The organism is Mycobacterium sp. NPDC051804 (assembly GCF_044452905.1).
GTDB lineage: Bacteria > Actinomycetota > Actinomycetes > Mycobacteriales > Mycobacteriaceae > Mycobacterium.
This window is the reverse complement of record NZ_JBITCD010000007.1, coordinates 33,780-54,617: the sequence shown is the minus strand read 5'-3', so window position 1 is coordinate 54,617 and position 20,838 is coordinate 33,780. Positions and strand designations below refer to the sequence as shown.

21 protein-coding genes are annotated in these 20,838 nt (G+C 66.2%); 13 read left to right on the top strand and 8 right to left on the bottom strand.

What is annotated here, in order from left to right:
• Positions 1-144 precede the first annotated feature (144 nt).
• The 3 genes from ACIA48_RS26220 (at position 145) to ACIA48_RS26210 (ending at position 4,762) form a co-directional block, all read left to right on the top strand.
• Positions 145-1,173, top strand: a complete 1,029-nt coding sequence (locus ACIA48_RS26220) for a dihydrodipicolinate reductase (protein WP_396739495.1) — start codon at positions 145-147, stop codon at positions 1,171-1,173.
• Positions 1,174-1,239: 66 nt separating this feature from the next.
• Positions 1,240-2,991 (top strand): Hsp70 family protein, encoded by a 1,752-nt coding sequence (locus tag ACIA48_RS26215; RefSeq protein ID WP_396738604.1) that lies wholly within the window; start codon positions 1,240-1,242, stop codon positions 2,989-2,991.
• A 28-nt stretch (positions 2,992-3,019) separates the two neighbouring features.
• Positions 3,020-4,762: an acyl-CoA dehydrogenase family protein gene (locus ACIA48_RS26210; protein ID WP_396738602.1), complete on the top strand. Its 1,743-nt coding sequence runs from the start codon at positions 3,020-3,022 to the stop codon at positions 4,760-4,762.
• Here the strand turns inward: ACIA48_RS26210 and ACIA48_RS26205 are convergent.
• Positions 4,744-5,058 carry a hypothetical protein gene (locus tag ACIA48_RS26205; RefSeq protein WP_396738600.1) on the bottom strand — a complete coding sequence of 105 codons (315 nt, stop codon included), beginning with the start codon at positions 5,056-5,058 and terminating at the stop codon, positions 4,744-4,746. The genes ACIA48_RS26210 and ACIA48_RS26205 overlap by 19 nt on opposite strands.
• The gene (locus tag ACIA48_RS26200) at positions 5,055-5,684 is read right to left on the bottom strand and encodes a DJ-1/PfpI family protein (protein WP_396738598.1); all 630 of its coding nucleotides are present in this window, start codon (positions 5,682-5,684) and stop codon (positions 5,055-5,057) included. The genes ACIA48_RS26205 and ACIA48_RS26200 overlap by 4 nt, the downstream gene beginning before the upstream one ends.
• 91 nt (positions 5,685-5,775) lie before the next feature.
• Here ACIA48_RS26200 and ACIA48_RS26195 point away from each other — a divergent pair, with 91 nt between their 5' ends.
• On the top strand, positions 5,776-6,738 hold the full coding sequence (locus ACIA48_RS26195) for a GlxA family transcriptional regulator (RefSeq protein WP_396738596.1): 963 nt from the start codon (positions 5,776-5,778) through the stop codon (positions 6,736-6,738).
• Positions 6,739-6,741: 3 nt separating this feature from the next.
• Here the strand turns inward: ACIA48_RS26195 and ACIA48_RS26190 are convergent, their stop codons facing one another.
• Entirely contained in the window at positions 6,742-7,827 is a 1,086-nt protein-coding gene (locus tag ACIA48_RS26190; RefSeq protein WP_396738594.1) for an SAM-dependent methyltransferase, read from the bottom strand.
• A 54-nt stretch (positions 7,828-7,881) separates the two neighbouring features.
• Positions 7,882-8,829: an SDR family oxidoreductase gene (locus ACIA48_RS26185; protein WP_396738593.1), complete on the bottom strand. Its 948-nt coding sequence runs from the start codon at positions 8,827-8,829 to the stop codon at positions 7,882-7,884.
• Between the two features lie 92 nt (positions 8,830-8,921).
• Between ACIA48_RS26185 and ACIA48_RS26180 the strand changes: the two genes are divergently transcribed.
• Together ACIA48_RS26180 and ACIA48_RS26175 are read left to right on the top strand one after the other, a co-directional pair.
• Positions 8,922-9,593 (top strand): TetR/AcrR family transcriptional regulator, encoded by a 672-nt coding sequence (locus ACIA48_RS26180; protein ID WP_396738591.1) that lies wholly within the window; start codon positions 8,922-8,924, stop codon positions 9,591-9,593.
• Between the two features lie 36 nt (positions 9,594-9,629).
• Complete coding sequence (locus tag ACIA48_RS26175) at positions 9,630-10,364, top strand: SHOCT domain-containing protein (RefSeq protein WP_396738589.1); 735 nt, start codon at positions 9,630-9,632, stop codon at positions 10,362-10,364.
• Between the two features lie 3 nt (positions 10,365-10,367).
• On the opposite strand, the gene ACIA48_RS26170 is transcribed toward ACIA48_RS26175, so the two are convergent.
• Together ACIA48_RS26170 and ACIA48_RS26165 are read right to left on the bottom strand one after the other, a co-directional pair.
• On the bottom strand, positions 10,368-10,994 hold the full coding sequence (locus ACIA48_RS26170) for an MBL fold metallo-hydrolase (RefSeq protein ID WP_396738587.1): 627 nt from the start codon (positions 10,992-10,994) through the stop codon (positions 10,368-10,370).
• On the bottom strand, positions 10,991-12,076 hold the full coding sequence (locus tag ACIA48_RS26165; RefSeq protein WP_396738586.1) for an S-(hydroxymethyl)mycothiol dehydrogenase: 1,086 nt from the start codon (positions 12,074-12,076) through the stop codon (positions 10,991-10,993). Before ACIA48_RS26165 ends, ACIA48_RS26170 begins: the two co-directional genes overlap by 4 nt.
• A 145-nt stretch (positions 12,077-12,221) precedes the next feature.
• Between ACIA48_RS26165 and ACIA48_RS26160 the strand changes: the two genes are divergently transcribed.
• The 5 genes from ACIA48_RS26160 to ACIA48_RS26140 all read left to right on the top strand — a co-directional run bounded on the left by ACIA48_RS26160 (position 12,222) and on the right by ACIA48_RS26140 (position 16,128).
• Positions 12,222-13,301 (top strand): class I SAM-dependent methyltransferase, encoded by a 1,080-nt coding sequence (locus tag ACIA48_RS26160; protein ID WP_396738584.1) that lies wholly within the window; start codon positions 12,222-12,224, stop codon positions 13,299-13,301.
• Positions 13,298-14,239, top strand: a complete 942-nt coding sequence (locus tag ACIA48_RS26155; RefSeq protein ID WP_396738582.1) for a homocysteine S-methyltransferase family protein — start codon at positions 13,298-13,300, stop codon at positions 14,237-14,239. Before ACIA48_RS26160 ends, ACIA48_RS26155 begins: the two co-directional genes overlap by 4 nt.
• Before the next feature lie 10 nt (positions 14,240-14,249).
• The gene (locus tag ACIA48_RS26150) at positions 14,250-15,074 is read left to right on the top strand and encodes a serine hydrolase domain-containing protein (RefSeq protein ID WP_396738580.1); all 825 of its coding nucleotides are present in this window, start codon (positions 14,250-14,252) and stop codon (positions 15,072-15,074) included.
• Positions 15,075-15,190: 116 nt separating this feature from the next.
• Complete coding sequence (locus ACIA48_RS26145; protein WP_396738578.1) at positions 15,191-15,703, top strand: DUF3145 domain-containing protein; 513 nt, start codon at positions 15,191-15,193, stop codon at positions 15,701-15,703.
• 128 nt (positions 15,704-15,831) lie between these two features.
• A complete protein-coding gene (locus ACIA48_RS26140; RefSeq protein WP_396738576.1) occupies positions 15,832-16,128 on the top strand; it encodes a DUF732 domain-containing protein in 297 nt (98 codons plus the stop codon).
• 3 nt (positions 16,129-16,131) lie between these two features.
• Here ACIA48_RS26140 and ACIA48_RS26135 read toward each other — a convergent pair whose 3' ends face one another.
• Together ACIA48_RS26135 and ACIA48_RS26130 are read right to left on the bottom strand one after the other, a co-directional pair.
• Positions 16,132-17,034: a diacylglycerol kinase gene (locus ACIA48_RS26135; RefSeq protein WP_396738574.1), complete on the bottom strand. Its 903-nt coding sequence runs from the start codon at positions 17,032-17,034 to the stop codon at positions 16,132-16,134.
• A complete protein-coding gene (locus ACIA48_RS26130) occupies positions 17,034-18,614 on the bottom strand; it encodes an FAD-binding oxidoreductase (RefSeq protein WP_396739494.1) in 1,581 nt (526 codons plus the stop codon). Before ACIA48_RS26130 ends, ACIA48_RS26135 begins: the two co-directional genes overlap by 1 nt.
• A gap of 59 nt (positions 18,615-18,673) precedes the next feature.
• On the opposite strand from ACIA48_RS26130, the gene ACIA48_RS26125 reads away from it, so the two are divergent.
• Entirely contained in the window at positions 18,674-19,255 is a 582-nt protein-coding gene (locus ACIA48_RS26125; RefSeq protein ID WP_396738572.1) for a TetR/AcrR family transcriptional regulator, read from the top strand.
• Positions 19,252-20,781, top strand: a complete 1,530-nt coding sequence (locus ACIA48_RS26120) for a glycerol-3-phosphate dehydrogenase/oxidase (RefSeq protein ID WP_396738570.1) — start codon at positions 19,252-19,254, stop codon at positions 20,779-20,781. Before ACIA48_RS26125 ends, ACIA48_RS26120 begins: the two co-directional genes overlap by 4 nt.
• The last annotated feature ends 57 nt before the right edge of the window (positions 20,782-20,838 follow it).

Sequence of the window (20,838 nt, the reverse complement as noted above, 5' to 3'; positions counted from 1 at the left end):
CGCGAGAAACATTCCCGTTGTCGATCAACCCCGGCCTAATGTGGTGCCCGAGATGGGGGCCGAGCGAAAGGTAATGGTTACCGCGTGACTGTTGACTCTGAGAAGAAGCGGATCGTCATCTTCGGCACTGGCTTCGTCGGCCAGATGGTGATCCCCGAGGTCGTCAAACACCCGCTGTTCGACCTGGTGGGCGTCGGCGTGAGCAACCCCGACAAAGTCGGCCGCGACGTCGGGGAGATCTGCGGTCTCGACGCGACCCTGGGAATCACGGCCACCGACGACATCGACGCGCTGATCGCGCTCAAACCCGATGCCCTGGTGCACTACGGACCCACCGCCGCGCACGCCGAGGAAAACATCAACCTCATCACCCGGTTCCTGCGTGCGGGCATCGACGTCTGCTCGACCTCCATGACGCCCTGGGTCTGGCCGACCATGCACCTCAACCCGCCGAACTGGATCGAACCCATCACCGAGGCCTGTGAGCTTGGCGAGGCGTCCTGCTTCACCACCGGTATCGACCCCGGCTTCGCCAACGACCTGTTCCCCATGACGCTGATGGGGCTGTGCTCGGAGGTCCGCACCGTCCGCGCGTCCGAACTTCTCGACTACACCAACTACACCGGCGACTACGAGCGTGAGATGGGCATCGGCAGGCCGCCGGAGAAGAAGGCCATGCTCGAGACTCCGGACATTCTGGTCTTTGCCTGGGGCGGAACGGTTCCGATGATCGCGCACGCGGCGGGGATCATGCTCGACGAGATCACCACGACCTACGACAAGTGGGTCACCCCCAACGAGCGCAAGTCCGCCAAGGGCGTCATCCCGGCGGGCCACGTCGCCGCCGTGCGGTTCACGATCAACGGCCTCTACAAAGGCGAAACCCGCATCCAGCTCGAACACGTCAACCGGATCGGCGACGACGCCGCACCCGACTGGCCGACCGGCAACCAGAACGACGTGTACCGCGTCGACATCGAGGGCACGCCGAGCATCTTCCAGGAGACCGCGTTCAGGTTCACCGACGGTTCGGGGCGCGATGCGGCGGCCGCCGGCTGCCTTGCCACCGGTCTGCGCGCGCTCAACGCTGTGCCCGCCGTCAACGACCTGTCCCCGGGCTGGGTCACCGCGCTCGATCTACCACTGATTCCCGGGGTCGGGACCATCCGCTGAGTAACGTTTTCGCCGTCCGATCAGATTGACATCTCCGGACAACAATGAAGATCGAGACGGGGAGACATGTCTGACGGGCTAGGGCTGTCGGTAGGGGCCACCCGCCTGACCGCGGTCGTCGTAGGCCGAGCGGCGCTGTCGCGCTCCTCGGTGCTGACGCGCTTTCCCCACCGACCGCCCGAGGTAGGGGTGCCCAGCGAGAATCCCAATCTCAACGAGCGCGGACTGATCCTCACCGACTTCGTCGACCGGGTCGGTGACCCGGTCGGCATCGTCGCGGCGGACGGGTCCACCCACCTCGCCGACGGCGTGCTCGCCGACGCGCTGCGTGCGCTGCTGTTCACGATGACGGGCGGCAGGCCACCGGCCGACCCGGTCGGGGTCACGTACCCCGCGCACTGGCGTCCGGCGGCCGTCGAGGGCCTACGCAGCGCGCTGGCCGGTGTGCCGGAGTTCAGCTCCGCGCCGCTCGTGTCCGACGCCACCGCCGCCGTCACCGCCCTGCAGGCCGACCCGGGCGTACCGACGCGGGGCATCATCGCGCTGTGCGACTTCGGCGGCACGGGTACAAGCATCACCCTGCTCGATGCCGACGCCGGCTATGCGCCGCTGGCCCCGACCGTTCGCCACACCGATCTCTCCGGCGATCTCGTCGACCAGGCCTTGCTCACCCACGTGATCAACGATCTGTCCACCGCCGGAAGCATCGACCTGTCCGGCACGTCGGCGATCGGCTCGCTCACCCGCCTACGGGCGGAGTGCCGCAACGCCAAGGAGCGACTGTCCACCGCGAGTGTCACCTCGTTGATGGCCGACGTCCCGGGACACCGCGGCGAGGTGCGAGTGACTCGCACCGAACTCGATGACGCGATCCGGCAACCGGTCGCCGACTTCGCGGGCGTGCTACAGGAAACGTTGGAGCGCAACGGTGTTCGCGAGCTGGCCGCGGTAGCTTCCGTCGGTGGCGGAGCACGTATCCCGATCATCACCACGACGTTGTCCGACCGCTTCCGGGTGCCGGTCATCACCAACGGTCAGCCCGACCTGACGGCGGCGATCGGCGGTGGGCTGACCGCCGTACGCGGAACCGTCGAGGATGGTCAGACAGCCATGGCCGCTGCCGCCGCAGCGGCGGCGCCCGCCACCGAGATGGCTCCCGAAGTGGTCCCGCTTGCCGACGAGATGGCACCGTCGGGCGGAGCGCTGGCATGGTCGGACGCCAACGACCTTCCGGAAGTTGCGCCCACCGATCACTACGACTACGACTCGCCCGCTGACTCGCCGGCCGATGCCGCCGACGTCCGGCCGCAGATCCAGTTCCAGTCGGACCCGCATGACGACGAGCGCTCCGCGAAAGCGCTGCCCTGGTACCGCCGGCCGGAGATCGCGATGGGGGCGGGCGTGCTCGCGGTGCTGGCCGCCCTGGCCGCGGCCGTCATCTTCGTGATGCGCAGCGGCGACACCCCGCCGGAGACGGCGTCGACCACGGCTCCCGCACAGCCCTCGACGACGAGCGCGGAGGCGCCGCCACCACCGGCGGAAACGGAGGCCCCGCCGCAGGAAACCGTCATGCAACAGGCGCCGCCGCCGCCGGTGACCGAGACGGTGACCGCGTCCCCGACCGAACCGCCACCCCCGCCGCCGACCACCGAAGCGCCGTCGCCGACCACTGAAGCGCCACCGCCGCCGCCGACGACGACGCAGCCGCCGCCGAGCACGCCGCCGCCGCCACCGACCATCCCAACGCTGCCGTACGAGACAATTCCCGGTCTGCCGTTCGTGCCGAACCCGATCCAGCCGCCGCAACCGGCACCGTAGGTTCGCCGGCAGTTCTAGGCTGGCCGCCATGACGACCGACGGCCTGCTTTTCGACCCCAACACCTACGATCCGCCGCAGTTCGATGCCGAAACGCGCAGGCTGTTGCGTGCGACCATCGACTGGTTCGAGGGTCAGGGCAAGAAGCGCATCCTCGACGACGATCTGGCCGCGCAATGGCCGGGCGACTTCGTCGACTTCGTCAAGCGCGAGAAGCTGTTCGCGACGTTCCTGACGCCGTCGGAGTTCGCCGCAGGCAACCCGGACAAGCGCTGGGACGCGGCGCGCAACGCCGCCCTCTCGGAAATCCTCGGGTTTTACGGCCTGACGTACTGGTACACGGAGCAGGTCACCATCCTCGGGCTGGGACCCATTTGGCAGAGCGAAAACAAGGATGCCAAGCTGCGGGCCGCCGACGACCTCGAGGGCGGCGAAGTGATGGCCTTCGGGTTGTCCGAACGTTCACGTGGCGCCGACGTCTACAACACCGACATGGTGCTGACGCCGGCGAGCGAGGAGGACCGCGCCAACGGGATCCTGTACCGGGCGACGGGGGAGAAGTACTACATCGGCAACGGCAACGTCGCGAGCATGGTGTCAGTGTTCGGCCGGCGCGGGGATGTGGAGGGCCAGGACTCTTATGTGTGGTTCGTCGCCGACAGCAGGCACGACGACTACCACCTGATCGACAACGTCGTACACATGCAGATCTACGTCAGCACCTTCCGGCTGGAGAACTATCCGGTGCGGGAAGAGGACATTCTGCACACCGGCGTGGAAGCCTTTGCCGCGGCGCTGAATACAGTAAACGTCGGCAAATTCAACCTGTGCTCCTGCTCCATCGGCATGTCAGAGCACGCGTTCTACGAAGCAATCACCCACGCGCAGAACCGCATCCTCTATGGCAACCCCGTCACCGAATTCACCCATGTACGAACCAACTTCGTCGACGCGTACTCTCGTCTGATCGCGATGAAGCTGTTCAGCCAGCGCTCCGTTGACTACTTCCGCGCTGCGAGCCTCGACGACCGGCGCTATCTTCTGTTCAACCCCATGACCAAGGCCAAGGTCACGATGGAGGGCGAAACCGTGCTGCGGGCACTGCACGATGTGATCGCCGCCAAGGGTTATGAGAAGAACACGATGTTCCGCGAAGTCGCGCAATTCATCGGCACCCTGCCGCGGCTGGAGGGCACGGTGCATGTGAACGTCGGCCTGGTGCTCAAGTTCATGCCGAACTACATGTTGAATCCCAAGGAATATCCGGCAATTCCGATGCGCAACGATGCCGCGGACGACACGTTCTTCTGGAACCAGGGGCCGACGCGAGGTGCGGGCAAGGTGCAGTTCGCGGACTGGACACCGGTGTACGAGGAGCATGCCGGCATTCCGAACGTCGCGGTGTTCTACGAGCAGGCCAAGGCGTTTCGGGATTTCCTCCTCACCGCTGCGCCCGACGCCGACCAGCAGCAGGACCTGGACTTCCTGCTCAACGTCGGACACTTGTTCTCGTTGATCGTGTACGGGCAGCTGATCCTCGAGCAGGCGGCGCTGACCGGACTCGACGCCGACATGCTGGACCAGATCTTCGACTTCCAGATCCGCGACTTCAATACGTATGCCGTTGCGCTGCACGGTAAGCCGACCGCAACGACAGCGCAGCAGGACTGGGCGCTGGGTGCGATCCGCAAGCCCGTGCCCGACGCGGAACGGTTCCACCGGATCTGGGAGCGGGTGAAGGCCTACGACGGCGCCTACGAGATGGCGCCCTGACGGCGGCGCACACCCGTCACCGCCGAACCCGGCAGCCGACCCGCGCGGGAATGGCCGGCGAGTCGGTCGCCGTCGACGGTGACGTCGAAGTCGAGGTTCAGCCGCATCGGTTTTCGTACTGACTGACGCCACGTAATCCGTTGTCCGTCAACCACGATGCCCTGTAGCGGAACCGTCTCGTCCCTTCCGGTCGCCGTACCCGTGAGGATGCCATCAGCGTCAGTGAACGTGTAGACGACGGCCATCGATCCGATCGGCGTCTTGATCGTGACGTCCCAGTCTCCTGTGATGCTCATTGCGTCCACACCGTGCCTCGTCGTTCGTAGGCGAAAAGTTCTTCGACCGCGAGAGCGACCTTCGCGCCGTAGGTGCGGTCGAGCAGGTGCAGGGCCAGGTCCAGACCGGAGGTGACCGCGCCAGACGTCACGAGGTCGCCGTCGTCGACGACACGTGCGTTCACGACCGTCACGCCCGTGGCCTCGAGCAGGCCCACGCCGAGGTGGTGGGTGACCGCGTTGCGGCCCTCCAGCAGGCCACCCATCGCCAGCGCGAGGGAACCGCCGCAGACGGTGGCAACGGTGACGTCGGGATTCTCCATCGCCTTGCGCAGCAGCGGGATGGCCGCGGATTCGGCGAAGCGCGCGAGCAGGACGGGGATGGTGTCAACCTCGTCGGGATCGCCGTCGATCGGTCCCGACGCACCGGGCACCACGATGAAGCCAGGTTTGGACGGGTCGAGTTGGGCGGTGGCATGCAGGACCATGCCGAGGGTCCCGCTGATCACGTCTCTGGGGCCCTCGGCCGACACTAGTTCGACCTGGAGATCACCACCCGCGACGTCACTCCCGGCGGCGAGCACCTCGAAGGGTGCAGTGGCATCGAGCGGATCGAATCCGTCGAACAACACGATTTGTGCGTACACACCCTGATCGTCGGGGTACCACGGCCAGCACGATAGTGGCCAGATCGCCACATATCGCCAAAATATTGCCACCACACGCTATGGTGCCTGTATGCACGTCGTCGCTGTCTTGGCACTGCCCGACACCATCGCATTCGACCTGGCGACGCCGGTGGAGGCGTTTGGCCGCGTCCAGTTGCCCTCTGGCGCACCGGGATACCACGTCCTGGCGTGCGGGTCGCAACCCGAGGTCACCGCAGGGCCGTTTCGTATCGTCACCGACCACGGTCTCGAAGCGCTGGCCGCCGCCGACACCATCGTCATTCCCGGGCGCAACGACGCCACTGCCGACACCCCGGATGACGTGCTCGCGGCGCTGAAGGCCGCGCATGCCCGGGGCGTGCGAATCGCGTCGATTTGCTCAGGTGCCTTCACCCTGGCCGCCACCGGACTGCTGGACGGGAAGCGCGCGACGACACATTGGATCGCCGCCGACTTCTTCCGCGAGGGCTTTCCTGACGTCGATCTTGATCCTGACGTCCTCTATGTCGACGAGGGACAGATCCTGACATCGGCGGGTGCGTCGGCCGGTTTGGACCTGTGCCTGCACATAATCGCCCGTGACTACGGAGCGGCGGTGGCGGCCGACGCGGCTCGGCTCGCCGTCGCGCCCCTGCATCGCAGCGGGGGGCAGGCACAGTTCATCCTCCGAAATCAGGCCGCTGTCAAGCACATTGCCGAGCGCACCGAACTCGACGGTGTGCTGGCGTGGATCGAACAGGAAGCGCATCGCGACGTGACGTTGCACGATATCGCGGCTCGTGCCTCGGTGAGTGTGCGCACCCTGAACCGGCGCTTCCAGGCGGAGACGGGGCAGACGCCAATGCAATGGCTGACGGGAGTGCGGGTCCGGCATGCCCAGCAGCTGCTCGAAAGCACTGCCTACGGTGTCGAAAGGATCGGCCGCGAGGTCGGATTCACCTCTGCGGCCAACTTCCGCGAACAATTCCGGCGGCTGACCGGAGTAGCACCGCTGAACTACCGCAACACGTTTCGTGAGCGGATGGCAGGGTGATCGCTACTTCGATTGCCTCTTGACCAGCACCACATTGGCCATCGGGATCTGCGTCTGTTCCGGCGCTGCGGCCAACCGGCTGGCGACGCCCTCCTCGAGCTGATCGAAGAACGTCCCTCTTCGCGGGTCGGCGTGGCCCCCTTCGAGCGCGCCGGCGAAGGTGGGAAAAGCCGCTGCCCGGCAGAAGCCCGCCCACTGTGCACCGAAAGCCTTGGCGTCCTTGTCGATTTGATACTGCTTGAAGAAGCGGTCCTCGGCGTTGAACAGATCGAGCTGCTCGATCTCGAGATTCTCGAAGCGCCCGGACGGCGCGAAGCACGCGCGGAAGTCGGTGGCGCTTCGCCCGGCGATCGGGAGGGCCATCCGGTGCTTCTCGTCCTCGGTGATCACCCCGGCCGCGGCGAGTTCGGTGACAGTGTCGTACATGCTGTCCATCAGCGGGTTGTACCCGAATGCGCCCGACTCGTCGACACCGGGCGTCATCACCACCATCCGTCCTCCGGGCGCTAGCTCCCTGCCGCGAAATGCGACGAACTCATGCCAGTCGTGTGCGGCCTGACGTGCGTACTCGGCCTTGACTCGTTCGTCGCTGCTGTACGCGACGTGGATGTGGTCGGGGATCGGCGCGGGCGCGCGCCTGAGCCACTGAATCGCCCACGAACTCCAGCCCAGGTTGACACTGTTGGACGGCACGATTTGCGCGTAGAACGAGCGGCCCACAGCCGATGCGAACGTGGCCTTATCTTTTCCCAGGTAACTGTCCGGGTCCTCGGCGAGTGTCTTGAACATGGCGGTGAAGTCGTTATCGGGCAAGTCGGTGTGCACGACAAGGATTGAATGGTCGTGCCGGGTTCGCTTGCGCAGCATGGCGATTGCCGCACCCATCGGCAACAGGGAGTTGTGACCGTTGGAAGCTCCGTAGTCGGCGATCACGATCGGCTGCGGCTGCTTGGGGAGCGGCACAGCCTCGGCCGCCTTTTCGAAAATCGCTATGGCCGCCGGGAGCCCGGCGGCCTGCAGGCGGGAACTGGCCGTATACGAACCGCTGTCCATCGGCTCAGGTCGCACGACGATGCTGGACTCAGGCATCGCGACCTCCCGGACATGTGGGGCAACTACTCCTCACCCACGACGGTAGCGCCCTTATACGGGATAGGTTACCGAAGTAAGCCGCTCCGAGATCTCCCAAAGCCGGCGTCCGTCGGCCTCGTTGCTTGCTCGCGGAAGGATCTTGGCGCCGGTGACGCCGCCGCCGGCGAGCTCGAGGATTCCCCGCGGTCCGTAGAACGCGCCGCCTTTCGCTTCGGGGGCGGTCGCGCCGTACAACGCGGGCAGAATGCCCTCGTCGATCTCCTGCCACATGAACGGCGCCGCCGAGCGGCTGACGCGGTAGAAGCGCTCGAGCAGGGTCGGATTGGCCTGGCCGTGCGAGGGGCCGCTCAGCTGCAGGTTCGTCTTGCACAAACCCGGATGCGCCGCCGTCGACAGGATGCCCCAGCCTGCCTTCCGGCTTCTGCGGTCCAACTCGATCGCGAACATCAGGTTCGCCGACTTCGACTGCGCGTAGGCCGCGGTGGCGTTGTAGCGGTTCTCCCACTGCAGATCGTCGAAGTGAATGCCGCCCAAGCGTGCTGCGGAACTACTCAACGACGTCACCCGCGGACTGTCGGCGGCGCGCAGCAGCGGCAGCAGATGTCCGGTCAGCGCGAAGTGTCCCAGATGATTACAGCCGAACTGCAATTCGAATCCGTCGGCGGTGGTCTCCCGCTGCGGCGGCTGCATGATGCCGGCGTTGTTGATCAGGAGGTCGATCGGACGTCCCTCGGCGTTGAGTTCGTCGCCGAGGGCCTTCACGCTGGCCAGCGACGACAGGTCGAGTGCTTTGATCGTGAGCTTGGCGTCCGGAACCGTCGCCCGAATCTGCTCGATCGCGGACTCACCCTTCGCGCGATTGCGGATGGCCATGATGACGTCGGCGCCCGCGGCGGACAACCGGGTCGCGATACCGAGACCCAGGCCCGAGTTGGCGCCGGTGACAACCGCGAGCTTTCCGGACTGATCGGGGACCGTCACTGCACCTTCACGGACCATGGGTATCTCCTCTGAGTCGGATGGATATCCGAACAGTAACGGACCGCCGGTCTGATAACAAGAGCCCGTTGGTCTGATAATGTGAACGTCTTGTGACGTCCTTTCAGCGCGCACGACGGCCCGAGCAGATGGCGGCCCGGCGGCTGGCGATCATGAATGTCGCGCGAGAAATGCTCGCCGAGAAGAGCGTCGGTGACATCAGTTTGCGTGAACTCTCGGATCGGGTCGGGCTCGCCAAGTCGAATGTGTTGCGGTACTTCGACAGCCGCGAAGCGATCTTCCTCGAAGTACTCGACGAGGAGTTCGCGAGGTGGCTCAGCGACATCGAAGACGGTCTTGGTCGGCCGCGTGCCAGAAAACGGGCCTACGCCAACGAGATACGGGTTGCGACCGTGATCGCGGACTCGGTGATGGCGCGTCCTCTTCTTGGCGAGCTGCTCGGATCGATGGCCTCGGTGCTGGAACGCAACATCTCGCATGGTTTCGCCCGCGACTTCAAGGCCAGGGCGATGGGGCGGATCGGTGCGTTGGCGGAACTGGTGCACCGCCATCTGCCCTGGCTGCCTGAGGAGTTCGTGGCTTTCTTCGCCGAAGGATCGTTGATGTTGACAGCGGGCGCGTATCCGTTCTCGGTGCCCACCGAGCCTGTTCGCGCCGCGATTGCAGATATTGGACTTCCGGATCCTGGGCAGCGATTCAGCGAAGGACTGCGATTGGGCCTGCGGACATGGCTGATTGGCGCGGCGGCACAGACCGAGGCATAAAAGACATACGGACGAAGTCGTGACACACTTTCGGCCATGAGGCTGGCGCCGCGGATCGCGATCGTGGTTTCCATACTCACGATGATCGCGGCGGTCTTGGGCTTCGTCGCGTCGCTCGTGCTGAACACCTTCGTGCTCGACGAGTACGACGCCTACGGCGAAGTCGCGATCCCGGGGTCCACCACTTTGGAGCTTCCCGCGGGCGAAATGACCGTGAGTTTCCATACGGTCGTCACGGGCAGGCCGACGAGCGGATTCCCGATTCCGGCCCTCGAATTCGGTATCACGCCCACCGCGGGGCTCCCGGATCCGACCGTCACCGAAGACATCGGTGGCACGACAACGGTCAACAGCGATGTGCGCGTACGTGTCTGGACCGTTCAAATTCCGAAAGCCGGCACCTACGAGGTTGAGGCCAAGGGGTCCGTCGACGGGTACATCACCCCGCATTTGGCGTTCGGTCGTGACGGTTCACACAGCTGGCTGCTGTGGCTGTTCGGCGGACTCTTCGTGCTCAGCCTCGCCGAGCTCTTCGCGTCGCTGATCTGGTCGGCCCGTAGAGCCAAGAAGGCGAGACCGCTGCAACCGGACGAGGTGTCGACCGACACGCCGACCTGGAGTGCCGGGCCCGCGTCGGCGGCGAGCTTCACACCGACCGATCAGGGTGTGCGGCTGGAACAGATCCGACAGTTGGCCGCGCTGAGGGACTCCGGGGCACTGACCGAGGACGAGTACGCGGCCGAGAAGCGCCGCATTCTCGACGGGGACTAGCTGTCAGCTGCCGCGTTTGACCCAGTCGTCGTAGTTGACGAGTTCGTCGCCGATGGTGGTGGTGTCGCCGTGCCCGGTGTAGACGACGGTGTCGTCGGGTAGCTTGCCGAGCCGGCCGGAGATCGAGGACAAGATCGTGGGAAAGTCCGAATATGACCGGCCGGTGGCACCCGGACCGCCCTGGAACAGGGTGTCGCCACTGAAGACCGCATTCAACGCCGGCGCATGCCAGCACACCGAACCCGGTGAATGTCCGGGAGTGTGCAGGGCATGCAGCTCGATGCCGCCGACAGTGAGCGTCTCACCGTCACTGACGGTGCGGAAGTCCTTGTCGGGATGCGTCATTCGCCATAGCACATCGTCAGCTGGATGCAGCAGCACCGGTGCGTCGAGCGCTTCGGAGAGCTCGGGCGCAACGGTGATGTGGTCGTTGTGGCCGTGGGTGCACACGACCGCGACGACGTTGCGGCCGCCGACGGCCATGACGATCGGTCCGGCGTCGTGGGCGGCGTCGAAGACGATGACATCGTTGTCGTCGCCCACGAGCCAGATGTTGTTGTCGACTTCCCAGGAGCCGCCGTCGAGTTCGAAGGTGCCGTGGGTCACGACCCGGGTGATGTTGTCGCTCACAGGATCACCACCGAGCGCAGGACCTGCCCGGCGTGCATCTTGTGGAAGGCATCCTCGATGTCGTCCAGGCCGATGCGTTCGGAGACGAACTTCTCCAACGGCAACCGGCCCTGCAAATACAGGCTGATCAGCGTGGGGAAGTCGCGCTCGGGCAGACAATCGCCATACCAACTGGACTTCAGGGCACCGCCGCGGGAGAAGAAGTCGATCAGCGGCATCTCCAACGTCATATCCGGAGTCGGAACACCGACCAGCACAACGGTTCCGGCCAGATCGCGCGCGTAGAACGCCTGCTTCCAGGTTTCGGGACGCCCGACGGCGTCGATCACCACATCTGCGCCGAATCCGTCAGTGAGGTCCTGGATGGTTTCCACCGCGTCGAGCTCTGTGGCGTTGATGGTGTGGGTGGCGCCGAACCCGCGCGCCCAGTCCAGCTTCGTGTTGTCGGTGTCCACGGCGATGATCCTGCGCGCACCCACCAGGGCGGCACCGGCGATGGCGGCATCACCGACCCCGCCGCACCCGATGACCGCGACGGTGTCGTCACGGTTGACCGCCCCGGTGTTGATCGCCGCGCCGATGCCGGCCATCACGCCGCAGCCGAGCAGGCCGGCGACTGCGGGATCGGCGGCCGGGTCGACCTTCGTGCACTGCCCTTCGTGGACCAGTGTCTTGTCGGCGAACGCGCCGATGCCCAACGCCGGGGTCAGCGGGGTGCCATCGGTCAGGGTCATGGGCTGCTCGGCATTGAACGTGTCGAAGCACAGGTGCGGGCGGCCGCGTTTGCAGGCCCGGCACTGTCCACACACCGCACGCCAGTTCAGGATCACGAAGTCGCCGGGCTCCACATTGGTGACTCCGGCGCCGACCGATTCCACCGTGCCCGCGGCTTCATGGCCGAGCAGGAACGGGAACTCGTCGTTGATCCCGCCCTCGCGATACGTCAGATCGGTATGACACACCCCGCACGCGATGATGTCGACGACGACCTCGCCGAGACCCGGATCAGGAATGACCACCTCCACCACCTCAACCGGCTCACCCTTCTTCCGCGAAATCACACCCCGCACCGTCTGTGTCATGGGGATAACATAACGCCCTCAATTAATTCGCGCCCGAAGGGGCAATTGAACCTCCCGTGCCGGCGAAACGTTGTACGACATTGACATGGACACCGGCGGCGGCATTAGGGCGACCTGCTGCTGACCGCGCAAATCGAGGAGCCAGATGACCACCATCGATGAACCACCGATCACTGACACCACTGAGGAATTCGCCGAGCGCGTCGCGGGTTCGATCGACAGCGCCAGCCTGGCCATCCTGTTGTCCATTGGGCACCAGACCAAACTGTTCGATACGCTCGCCGAACTTCCGCCGGCGACCAGCGCGCAGATCGCCGACGCCGCCGGGCTCAATGAACGCTACGTACGGGAATGGCTCGGCGGCATGGTGTCTGGTCGCGTGGTCGAATTCGACCCGGCCGCGCAGACGTATGTGCTTCCGCGGCATCGCGCGGCGGTCCTGACACGGGCGGCGGGTCCTGACAATTTGGCCCGTGTCGCCCAGTTCGTCGCGCTGCTGGGCGAGGTGGAACAGCAGATTCTCGGCTGCTTCGAGCGTGGCGGCGGATTGCCGTACACCGCATATCCGCGCTTTCACACGCTGATGGCCGAGATGAGCGGTGAGGTGTTCGACGCCGCACTGGTCGACGGCATCCTGCCGATGGCCGACGGCCTCCCCGAACTGCTACGCGCAGGTGCAGACGTAGCCGACATCGGTACCGGCAGTGGACATGCCATCAATGTGATGGCGAAGGCGTTCCCGGCGAGCCGGTTCACCGGTATCGACTTCTCCGACGAGGGCCTGTCCGCCGGCCGGGCCGAAGCGCAGCGGCTGGGTCTGACGAATGCATCGTTTCTCGCCAAGGATGTGGCCGCGCTCGATATGAGCGAAACCTACGACGTCGTCACGGTTTTCGACGCGATTCACGATCAGGCTCACCCCGCGCAGGTACTCGACAACATCTACCGTGCCCTGCGTCCGGGCGGCTTGTTGTTGATGGTCGACATCAAGGCGTCGACTCAGCTCGAAGACAACGTCGGCGTGCCGTTCACGACCTACATGTACACCGTCTCTACGATGCACTGCATGAGTGTGTCGCTGGGTCTGGACGGTGACGGGCTGGGCACCTGTTGGGGCCGTCAGCTGGCGACGTCGATGCTCGCCGACGCCGGCTTCGCGGACGTCACGGTCCGCGAGATCGAATCCGACGCCTTCAACTACTACTACATCGCGCGCAAATCATGAGCCGGCGCGCGAGTCTTCCTCAGCTGGGCGGCGGCTTGTTCGTGACCGACGGTGGACTCGAAACCGAACTGGTCTTCCACGACGGTAGGGATCTGCCGGCCTTTGCGGCGTTTCCGCTGCTCGACAGTCCGGACACCCGGGACCGGTTGCGCCGGTACTACGACGGATATCTGGCCATCGCGCGCAGGCATGGCGCCGGCTTCGTCGTCGAAACACCAACGTGGCGAGCGAATCCCGACTGGGCCGCGCAACTCGGGTACTCGCCCGAGCGGCTCGACGCCGTCAACAGGGCGGCGGTGGAACTCGCCGAGGAGGTCCGCGCATCTGCGTCGGCCGCGGGCCTCACCGCGGTGGTGAGCGGCTGTGTGGGTCCGCGCGGCGACGGCTACGACCCGCGCGACGCAATGTCGGCCGAGGACGCCGAGCGCTATCACGCGGTTCAGATCGGTACGTTCGCAGATACGACGGCCGACCAGGTCACCGCGGTCACTATGACCAACGCCGAGGAGGGCATCGGTGTCGTGCGGGCCGCCACCGCTGCGGGCATTCCCGCGGTGGTGTCGTTCACCGTCGAGACCGACGGCAGGCTGCCGACAGGGCAGCCTCTGCACGAGGCGATCGAACAGGTCGACGCCGAAACCAGTGGCGGCGCAGCGTACTTCATGGTCAACTGCGCGCATCCGACGCATTTCGCGGATGCGCTCGGTCATGACGGAGGGTGGCGGTCGCGGATCGGTGGGCTGCGCGCGAACGCGTCGTCGAAGAGTCACGCCGAACTCGACGAGTCCACCGAGCTCGACGAGGGCGATCCTGACGACCTCGGTGCCCGGCATGCCGCCCTGCGGAACCGGTTGCCCGCGGTGACGGTGCTCGGCGGGTGCTGCGGCACCGACGCGCGCCATGTGGCGGCGATCTGCGCGGCGTGGAGCGCCCAATAGGCTGCTGTGTGTGGCAGCGCTTGATGCGATCGACGAGTGGCCGGTCCCGACCGTCGCTGCGGCGGTAGTCGGACCGTCCGCGATTCTGGCTCAACACGGCGACATCCGGCACCGCTTCAAGCTGGCATCGGTGACCAAGCCGTTGGTGGCCCGGGCCGCGCACATCGCAGTGGAGGAGGGCGCGGTCGAACTCGACACCGAAGCGGGTCCGCCAGGCTCTACGGTGCGTCATCTGCTCGCGCACACGTCGGGGTACTCGATGCACTCGGCGGACCTGATGGCCGAGCCCGGCAAACGCCGGGTCTACTCGAACTACGGCTTCGGGGTGCTCGCCGAGACGATCGAGCGGGCAGCGGACATCGAGTTCGCGCGATACCTGACCGAGGCGGTGTGCGAACCGCTCGGCATGACGGACACGACGCTGGCGGGCGGGGCCGAGGCCGCCGGATACGGCGTCACATCGACGGTCGCCGATCTCGTCGCCTTCGCCGGCGACCTGCTGCGACCGTCGACGGTATCCGAGCAGATGCACGCCGAGGCCACCCACGTGCAGTTTCCCGGTGTGGCGGGGGTGCTGCCCGGGTTCGGGACGCAGCGGCCCAACGACTGGGGACTGGGCTTCGAGATCAGAAACGGGAAGTCGCCGCACTGGACGGGGTTGGTCAATTCGGATGCCACCTACGGGCATTTTGGCCAGTCAGGGACGTTTTTGTGGGTGGATCCGCAGGCCGATCTGGCGCTCGTGGCGCTCACGGACCGCGATTTCGGCGACTGGGCCTATTCGCGCTGGCCGGAACTATCTGATGCCATCCTGAGAGAATTCGGCGCAGACTAGCGCAACAGCTGCCTCACAGGGCACAATAGACACGCACGACACATACATTTGCAAATAATTCGGTCCCGCCAGGTCGCTTGGGGAAGACGTCCCTCGTGGAGCCGAAGGAGCAGCAAATGCGTGCAGCGAACCAATTCGCCGACGCGGCGACTGGCGTGGTGTACATCCATGCTTCTCCCGCGGCGGTAGCCCCTCATGTCGAGTGGGCGCTGTCGTCGACTCTTTCGGCGAGAGCAAACCTCAAGTGGACGCCGCAACCCGCCATGCCCGGCCAACTGCGCGCGGTCACCAATTGGATCGGCCCGGTGGGCACCGGAGCGGCACTGGCGAACGCACTGCGGTCGTGGTCGGTGCTGCGCTTCGAAGTCACCGAGGATCCCAGCGCGGGCGTCGACGGTCACCGCTGGTGCCACACCCCGCAACTGGGCATGTGGAGCGGCGCGATGAGCGCCAACGGCGATGTCATGGTCGGCGAGATGCGACTGCGGACGTTGATGCAATCCGGAGCGGACATGCTGGCCGCCGAACTCGATTCGGTGCTCGGCACGGCCTGGGATGAGGCGCTGGAGCCCTATCGCGATGGCGGCGACGCCGCCGAGGTCAGCTGGCTGGCGCGCGGAGTCGGTTAGCCGACGACATTCAGCCCGAGTCGGGTAGCTGACGCGAGCCCGATGAAGTTCATTCGAAAAGTTGGCTGATTCGCGCCGTTGGCGCCAAATTTGAGGTGAGATTGTCGGCAACTCCCCAGGAGGCGACAATGATCACGATCCGCGTACTCACCGCAGCGACCTTCGCTGCCGGCGCATTGCTCACCGCTCAAACCGCATCGGCATCACCCGCGACCGACGCTCTGTTCGGCGCTCTCGACGGGCTCGGGTTGCCGATATCGGGACCCGCGGTGATCACGGCCGGCAACCTCGCCTGTGACCAGTCCACCAGCGGCCTCGCCCGCGATCTGATCGCTTCGCGGATCTCCAGCGAGTTCGGCTTGGACCCGGGGCAGGCGAACCAGTTCGTCGGGATCAGCCTCGCGGTCTACTGTCCGCTGCGGTAGTCCCTACGAAGCCGGCGTGAGAATCTTCAGCGCACCCGGCACCGCGGACACTTCGACCGGAAGCGGGCAGGCGTACTCACCGTCGGCGTACGCGTTGATGCCTGGCGAGTCGACCGTGATGGTGCGCGCCCGCTCGGTGCGGACCTCGTCGAGGTCGACGTGCGTGCCCTTGAAGACAGTGGGGAACAGGCGGATCAGCTTCGTGCGCGACGCCGACGACACCATCGTGACGTCCAGCAGGCCGTCGGTGGGGTCGGCTTTCGGGCAGATCAGCATGCCGCCGCCGTAGCTCTTGGTGTTGCCGAAGGCGGCCAGCGTCAACTCGGTGTCCAGTTCCCGCCCGTCGAACGTCAGGCTGAACGGCAGCAGGCGCAACTTGGACAGCTCGGCGACCATCGCGACGTTATAGCGCATGCGGCCGTGCGGCCACCGCATCCGGTTGGTCCTGTCGGTCACCAGCGAGTCGAAGCCCGCGGCCATCACGGTGCCGAACGACTTCTCGGTGCCGTCCATGCTCTTGATGCGACCCAGGTCGATGGTCTTGACGACGCCGTCGACGATGACGTCGGCCGCCGCCTCGGGATCCTTTGCCGGAATACCGAATTCGCGCGCGTGGTCATTGCCTGTACCCGACGGGATGATGCCCAGCGGGATATCGGTCTGGGCGAGCACCTGAAGCGCCAGCGAGACGATGCCGTCACCGCCGACGACGACCAACGCATCCATCCCACGCTCGAGTGCGCCCTCGACGAGTCGTCGCGCGTGCTCGGCGTCGGTGCCTGCGATGGCGACCACGTCGATGCCGCGTTTGTGCAACCGCGCGACCGCGCGTTCGGCGGCGTGGGGCGCGGTGCCGTGGCCCGATGCCGGATTCGTCAGCATCGTGACGCGGTTGAAGTCCGTCATCAAGGAATCAGCTTGCCAGGGTTGAGGATTCCTGCCGGATCGAGGGTGGCTTTGACCGCCCGCAGCACCTCGACGCCGAGATCGCCGACCTCGTCGCGCATCCACGGACGATGGTCGGCACCGACCGCATGGTGGTGCGTGATGGTCGCACCCGTGCGCATCATCGCCTCCGACGCGGCGGTCTTCGCCTTGTGCCACTGCTCAATCGGATTGCCGCGCTGTCCGGCGACGACGGTGAAGTACAACGAGGCGCCGGTCGGATACACATGCGAAATGTGGCACAGCACCAGTGCCGGTGTACCCGATTCGCCGAGAGATTTCGTCAGCGCCTCGGTGACCGCCGCCTTGAGTGCGGGCACGTTCGACCAATTCGTCGCGGTCTCCAGCGTCTCGCACAGGGCACCGGCCGACAGCAGCGAGTCACGGAGGTAGGGCGCGTTGAACCGGCCGTGCTCCCATGCGAGGGCGGGGGCTTCGCCGAGCGACGTGCCGCCGGCCGCCTGCAACACCGCGCGCGTTTCCGCATGGCGACTCTCGACGTGAGCCGCGGTGCCCTCGAACGCCGTGATCGCCAGGCAGCCGCCGGTGATCTGCTCTTCGCCGATGCTCTCGGTGGTGGCCAGGTTCACACCGGTCTCAGCCTCGTCGGACAACCGGATGACCGTTGGCCCGGCGCCGGTCTGCACGACGGCCCGAAGCGCGTCGGCTCCCGTCGCGAAGTCCGGGAACGACCACGCCTCATAGCTGGTCGCCGCGGGGACGGGGTGCACCTTGACCCGCACGCGGGTGATGATCCCGAAGACGCCCTCCGAGCCGATCATCAGCTGGCGCAGGTCGGGGCCGGCGGCCGACTCCGGGGCCCGACCGAGATCGAGCACGCCCGCCGGGGTGACCGTGCGCAGCCCGCGCACCATGTCGTTGAAGCGGCCGTAACCCGCCGAATCCTGGCCCGACGACCGTGTCGCGGCGAACCCGCCGATGGTTGCGAACTGGAAACTCTGCGGGAAGTGGCCGAGAGAGTAGCCCCGTTCGCCGAGTAGACGTTCGGCCTCCGGCCCGGTGAGCCCGGCGCCGAGTTCGGCCTCGCCGGAGGTCTCGTCGAGCGAATGAAGTTCCGTGAGGCGGCGCAGATCCAGCGAGATGACCGCGCCGAAGTCTCCGCGGATCGGGTCGAGGCCACCGACGACACTCGTTCCGCCGCCGAACGGGACGATCGCGATCCCGTGATCGGAGCAGTACCGCAGAACCGCGGCGATCTCGTCGTCGGTTTCCGGCAGCAGCACGGCGTCCGGCGCGTCCTGAACGCCGGAGTCCTTGCGGCGCAACAGGTCCAGGGTCGACTTGCCGCCGGCGCGCAGAAGCCGGCCCTGGTCGTCGACGCGGCAGTAATCGGCTCCCACGATCGCTTCGAGCCCGTCGCGGTCGGTGTCGGAGAGCGCCGACGGGCGAAGGGTGACGTCTTCGGCCTCGAGGTCCGGTGTGGCGGCACCATCGACGCCGAGCGCCTGCTTCAAAAGGGCCCGTATCCCGTCGGACAGCGGTTTGGCCGCCGCAGGGTCGCCCCACGCGTTCCACTTCATCGGGGGGAGCAATGCGGTCTGTTGGTCATCCGGACGGGTCATGCATTACAGTATTACACATGCTGTCAATCAGTAACGATGTGCCGCAGACGATCGGAGACCGGATCCTCGCCGCGGCGGGCGAGTGCGTGTTGGCCTTCGGGGTGGACCGGGTGACGTTGGCCGAGATCGCGCGCCGCGCCGGGGTCAGCAGGCCCACCGTCTATCGGCGCTGGCCGGACACCCAATCGGTGTTGGCCGCGCTGCTGACCTCGCGGGTCATCGGCGTGCTCGACGCCGTGCCGAGCCAGCAGGTTGGCCGCGAGCCGCTTGTCGAGCGCATCGTGACGGTCGCCGAACTACTGCGTCGTGACGACGTCGTCATGTCGGTGCTGCGCAGCGCCCCTGATCTGGCGATGATCTACATCGCCGAGCGGCTGGGCACGAGCCAACAGGTCCTGCTCGACGCGGTCGCCGCCGACATCAAGCTCGCGCAGGAGGAAGGCAGCGTGCGTCCCGGCGATCCCCGGCAACTCGCCGCGATGTGCCTGCTGATCACCCAGTCGGCGATCCAGTCCGGACAGATCGTCGCGCCGATCCTCGATGCCGACGCTTTGGCCACCGAGCTCGCGCACTCATTGAACGGATACCTGAAACCGTGACCACCTCAACAGCACTCAACGACGGCCGGCGTACGTCGGAACTTGCGTCCCTGGCCGACGGCGGCACCGTCGATGTCCTCGTTATCGGTGGCGGCATCACCGGTGTCGGCATCGCGCTGGACGCTGCGACGCGCGGACTCAGCGTCGCGCTGGTGGAGAAGCACGACCTGGCTTTCGGCACGAGCCGGTGGAGCAGCAAGCTGGTGCACGGCGGTCTGCGATACCTCGCGACGGGCAATGTCGGCATCGCCCGGCGCAGTGCGGTCGAACGCGGAATCCTGATGACACGCAACGCCCCTCACCTCGTCAAGGCCATGCCCCAATTGGTGCCCCTGCTGCCATCGATGAACGCTACGTCGCGGGCGCTGGTGCGCGTCGGTTTCGCCGCCGGCGACGGGCTGCGCATGCTTGCGGGCACTTCGTCGTCGACGCTGCCGCGGTCCAGGCGCATCGATGCACACCGCGCCGTCGAACTCGCGCCGACGGTGCGGCGCGACGGCTTGGATGGCGCCCTGCTCGCGTACGACGGTCAGCTGATCGACGACGCGCGCCTGGTCACCGCGGTGGCCCGCACCGCCGCCCAGCACGGCGCCAAGATCCTCACGCGCGTCGCAGCTTCGAATGCGACGGGCACCTCGGTGACGCTGACCGATCAGCGTTCCGGGGAGTCGTTCCAGGTGTCGGCGCGCGCGGTCGTCAACGCCAGCGGTGTGTGGGCAGGTGAGGTGGATCCATCGGTCCGCCTGCGCCCCAGCCGCGGAACGCACCTCGTGTTCGACGCCGCGGCGTTCGGGAATCCAGTTGCTGCCCTGACAATTCCGATTCCCGGCGAGATCAACCGCTTCGTGTTCGCGATGCCCGAACAGTTGGGTCGCGTGTACCTGGGGCTCACCGACGAGGATGCGCCAGGCCCGATACCTGACGTGCCGCAACCGACTGCCGAGGAGACCAAGTTCCTTCTGGAAACGGTCAACACCGCGTTGGACGTCGCACTCAGCCCGGACGACGTGATCGGTGCTTACGCGGGGCTGCGACCGCTGATCGACACCGGTGGGGGACATACGGCGGACGTGTCGCGCGACCATCGGGTCGTCGAATCGCCGTCCGGTGTGTTCAGTGTCATCGGGGGCAAGCTGACCGAATACCGCTTCATGGCGGAAGATGTTCTCGATCGCGCGGTTGCGCTGCGAGGTTTGACGGCCGCCGGGTGTCGTACCCGGAACCTGCCGTTGGTGGGTGCACCATCGAATCCCGTTGCGACACTGCGTTCACCGGCCGAACTGCCCGGCTCGTTGGTGGCACGTTACGGGGCGGAAGCGCCCAATGTGATCGCCGCCGCCGGTTGCGAACGGCCGACGGAACCGGTGGCCGATGGGATCGATGTCATTCGGGCTGAATTCGAGTACGCGGCGACGCACGAAGGTGCATTGACCGCCGACGACATCCTGGACCGCCGCACTCGCATCGGACTTGTCGCCGCAGATCGCGACCGGGTAGTCGACGTCGCCGAAGAATTCGTGAAGTAGCGATTTCGGTGTACGCAGTCGCGCTCAGCGCGACCCCAGCTACACCGAAATCGCAGA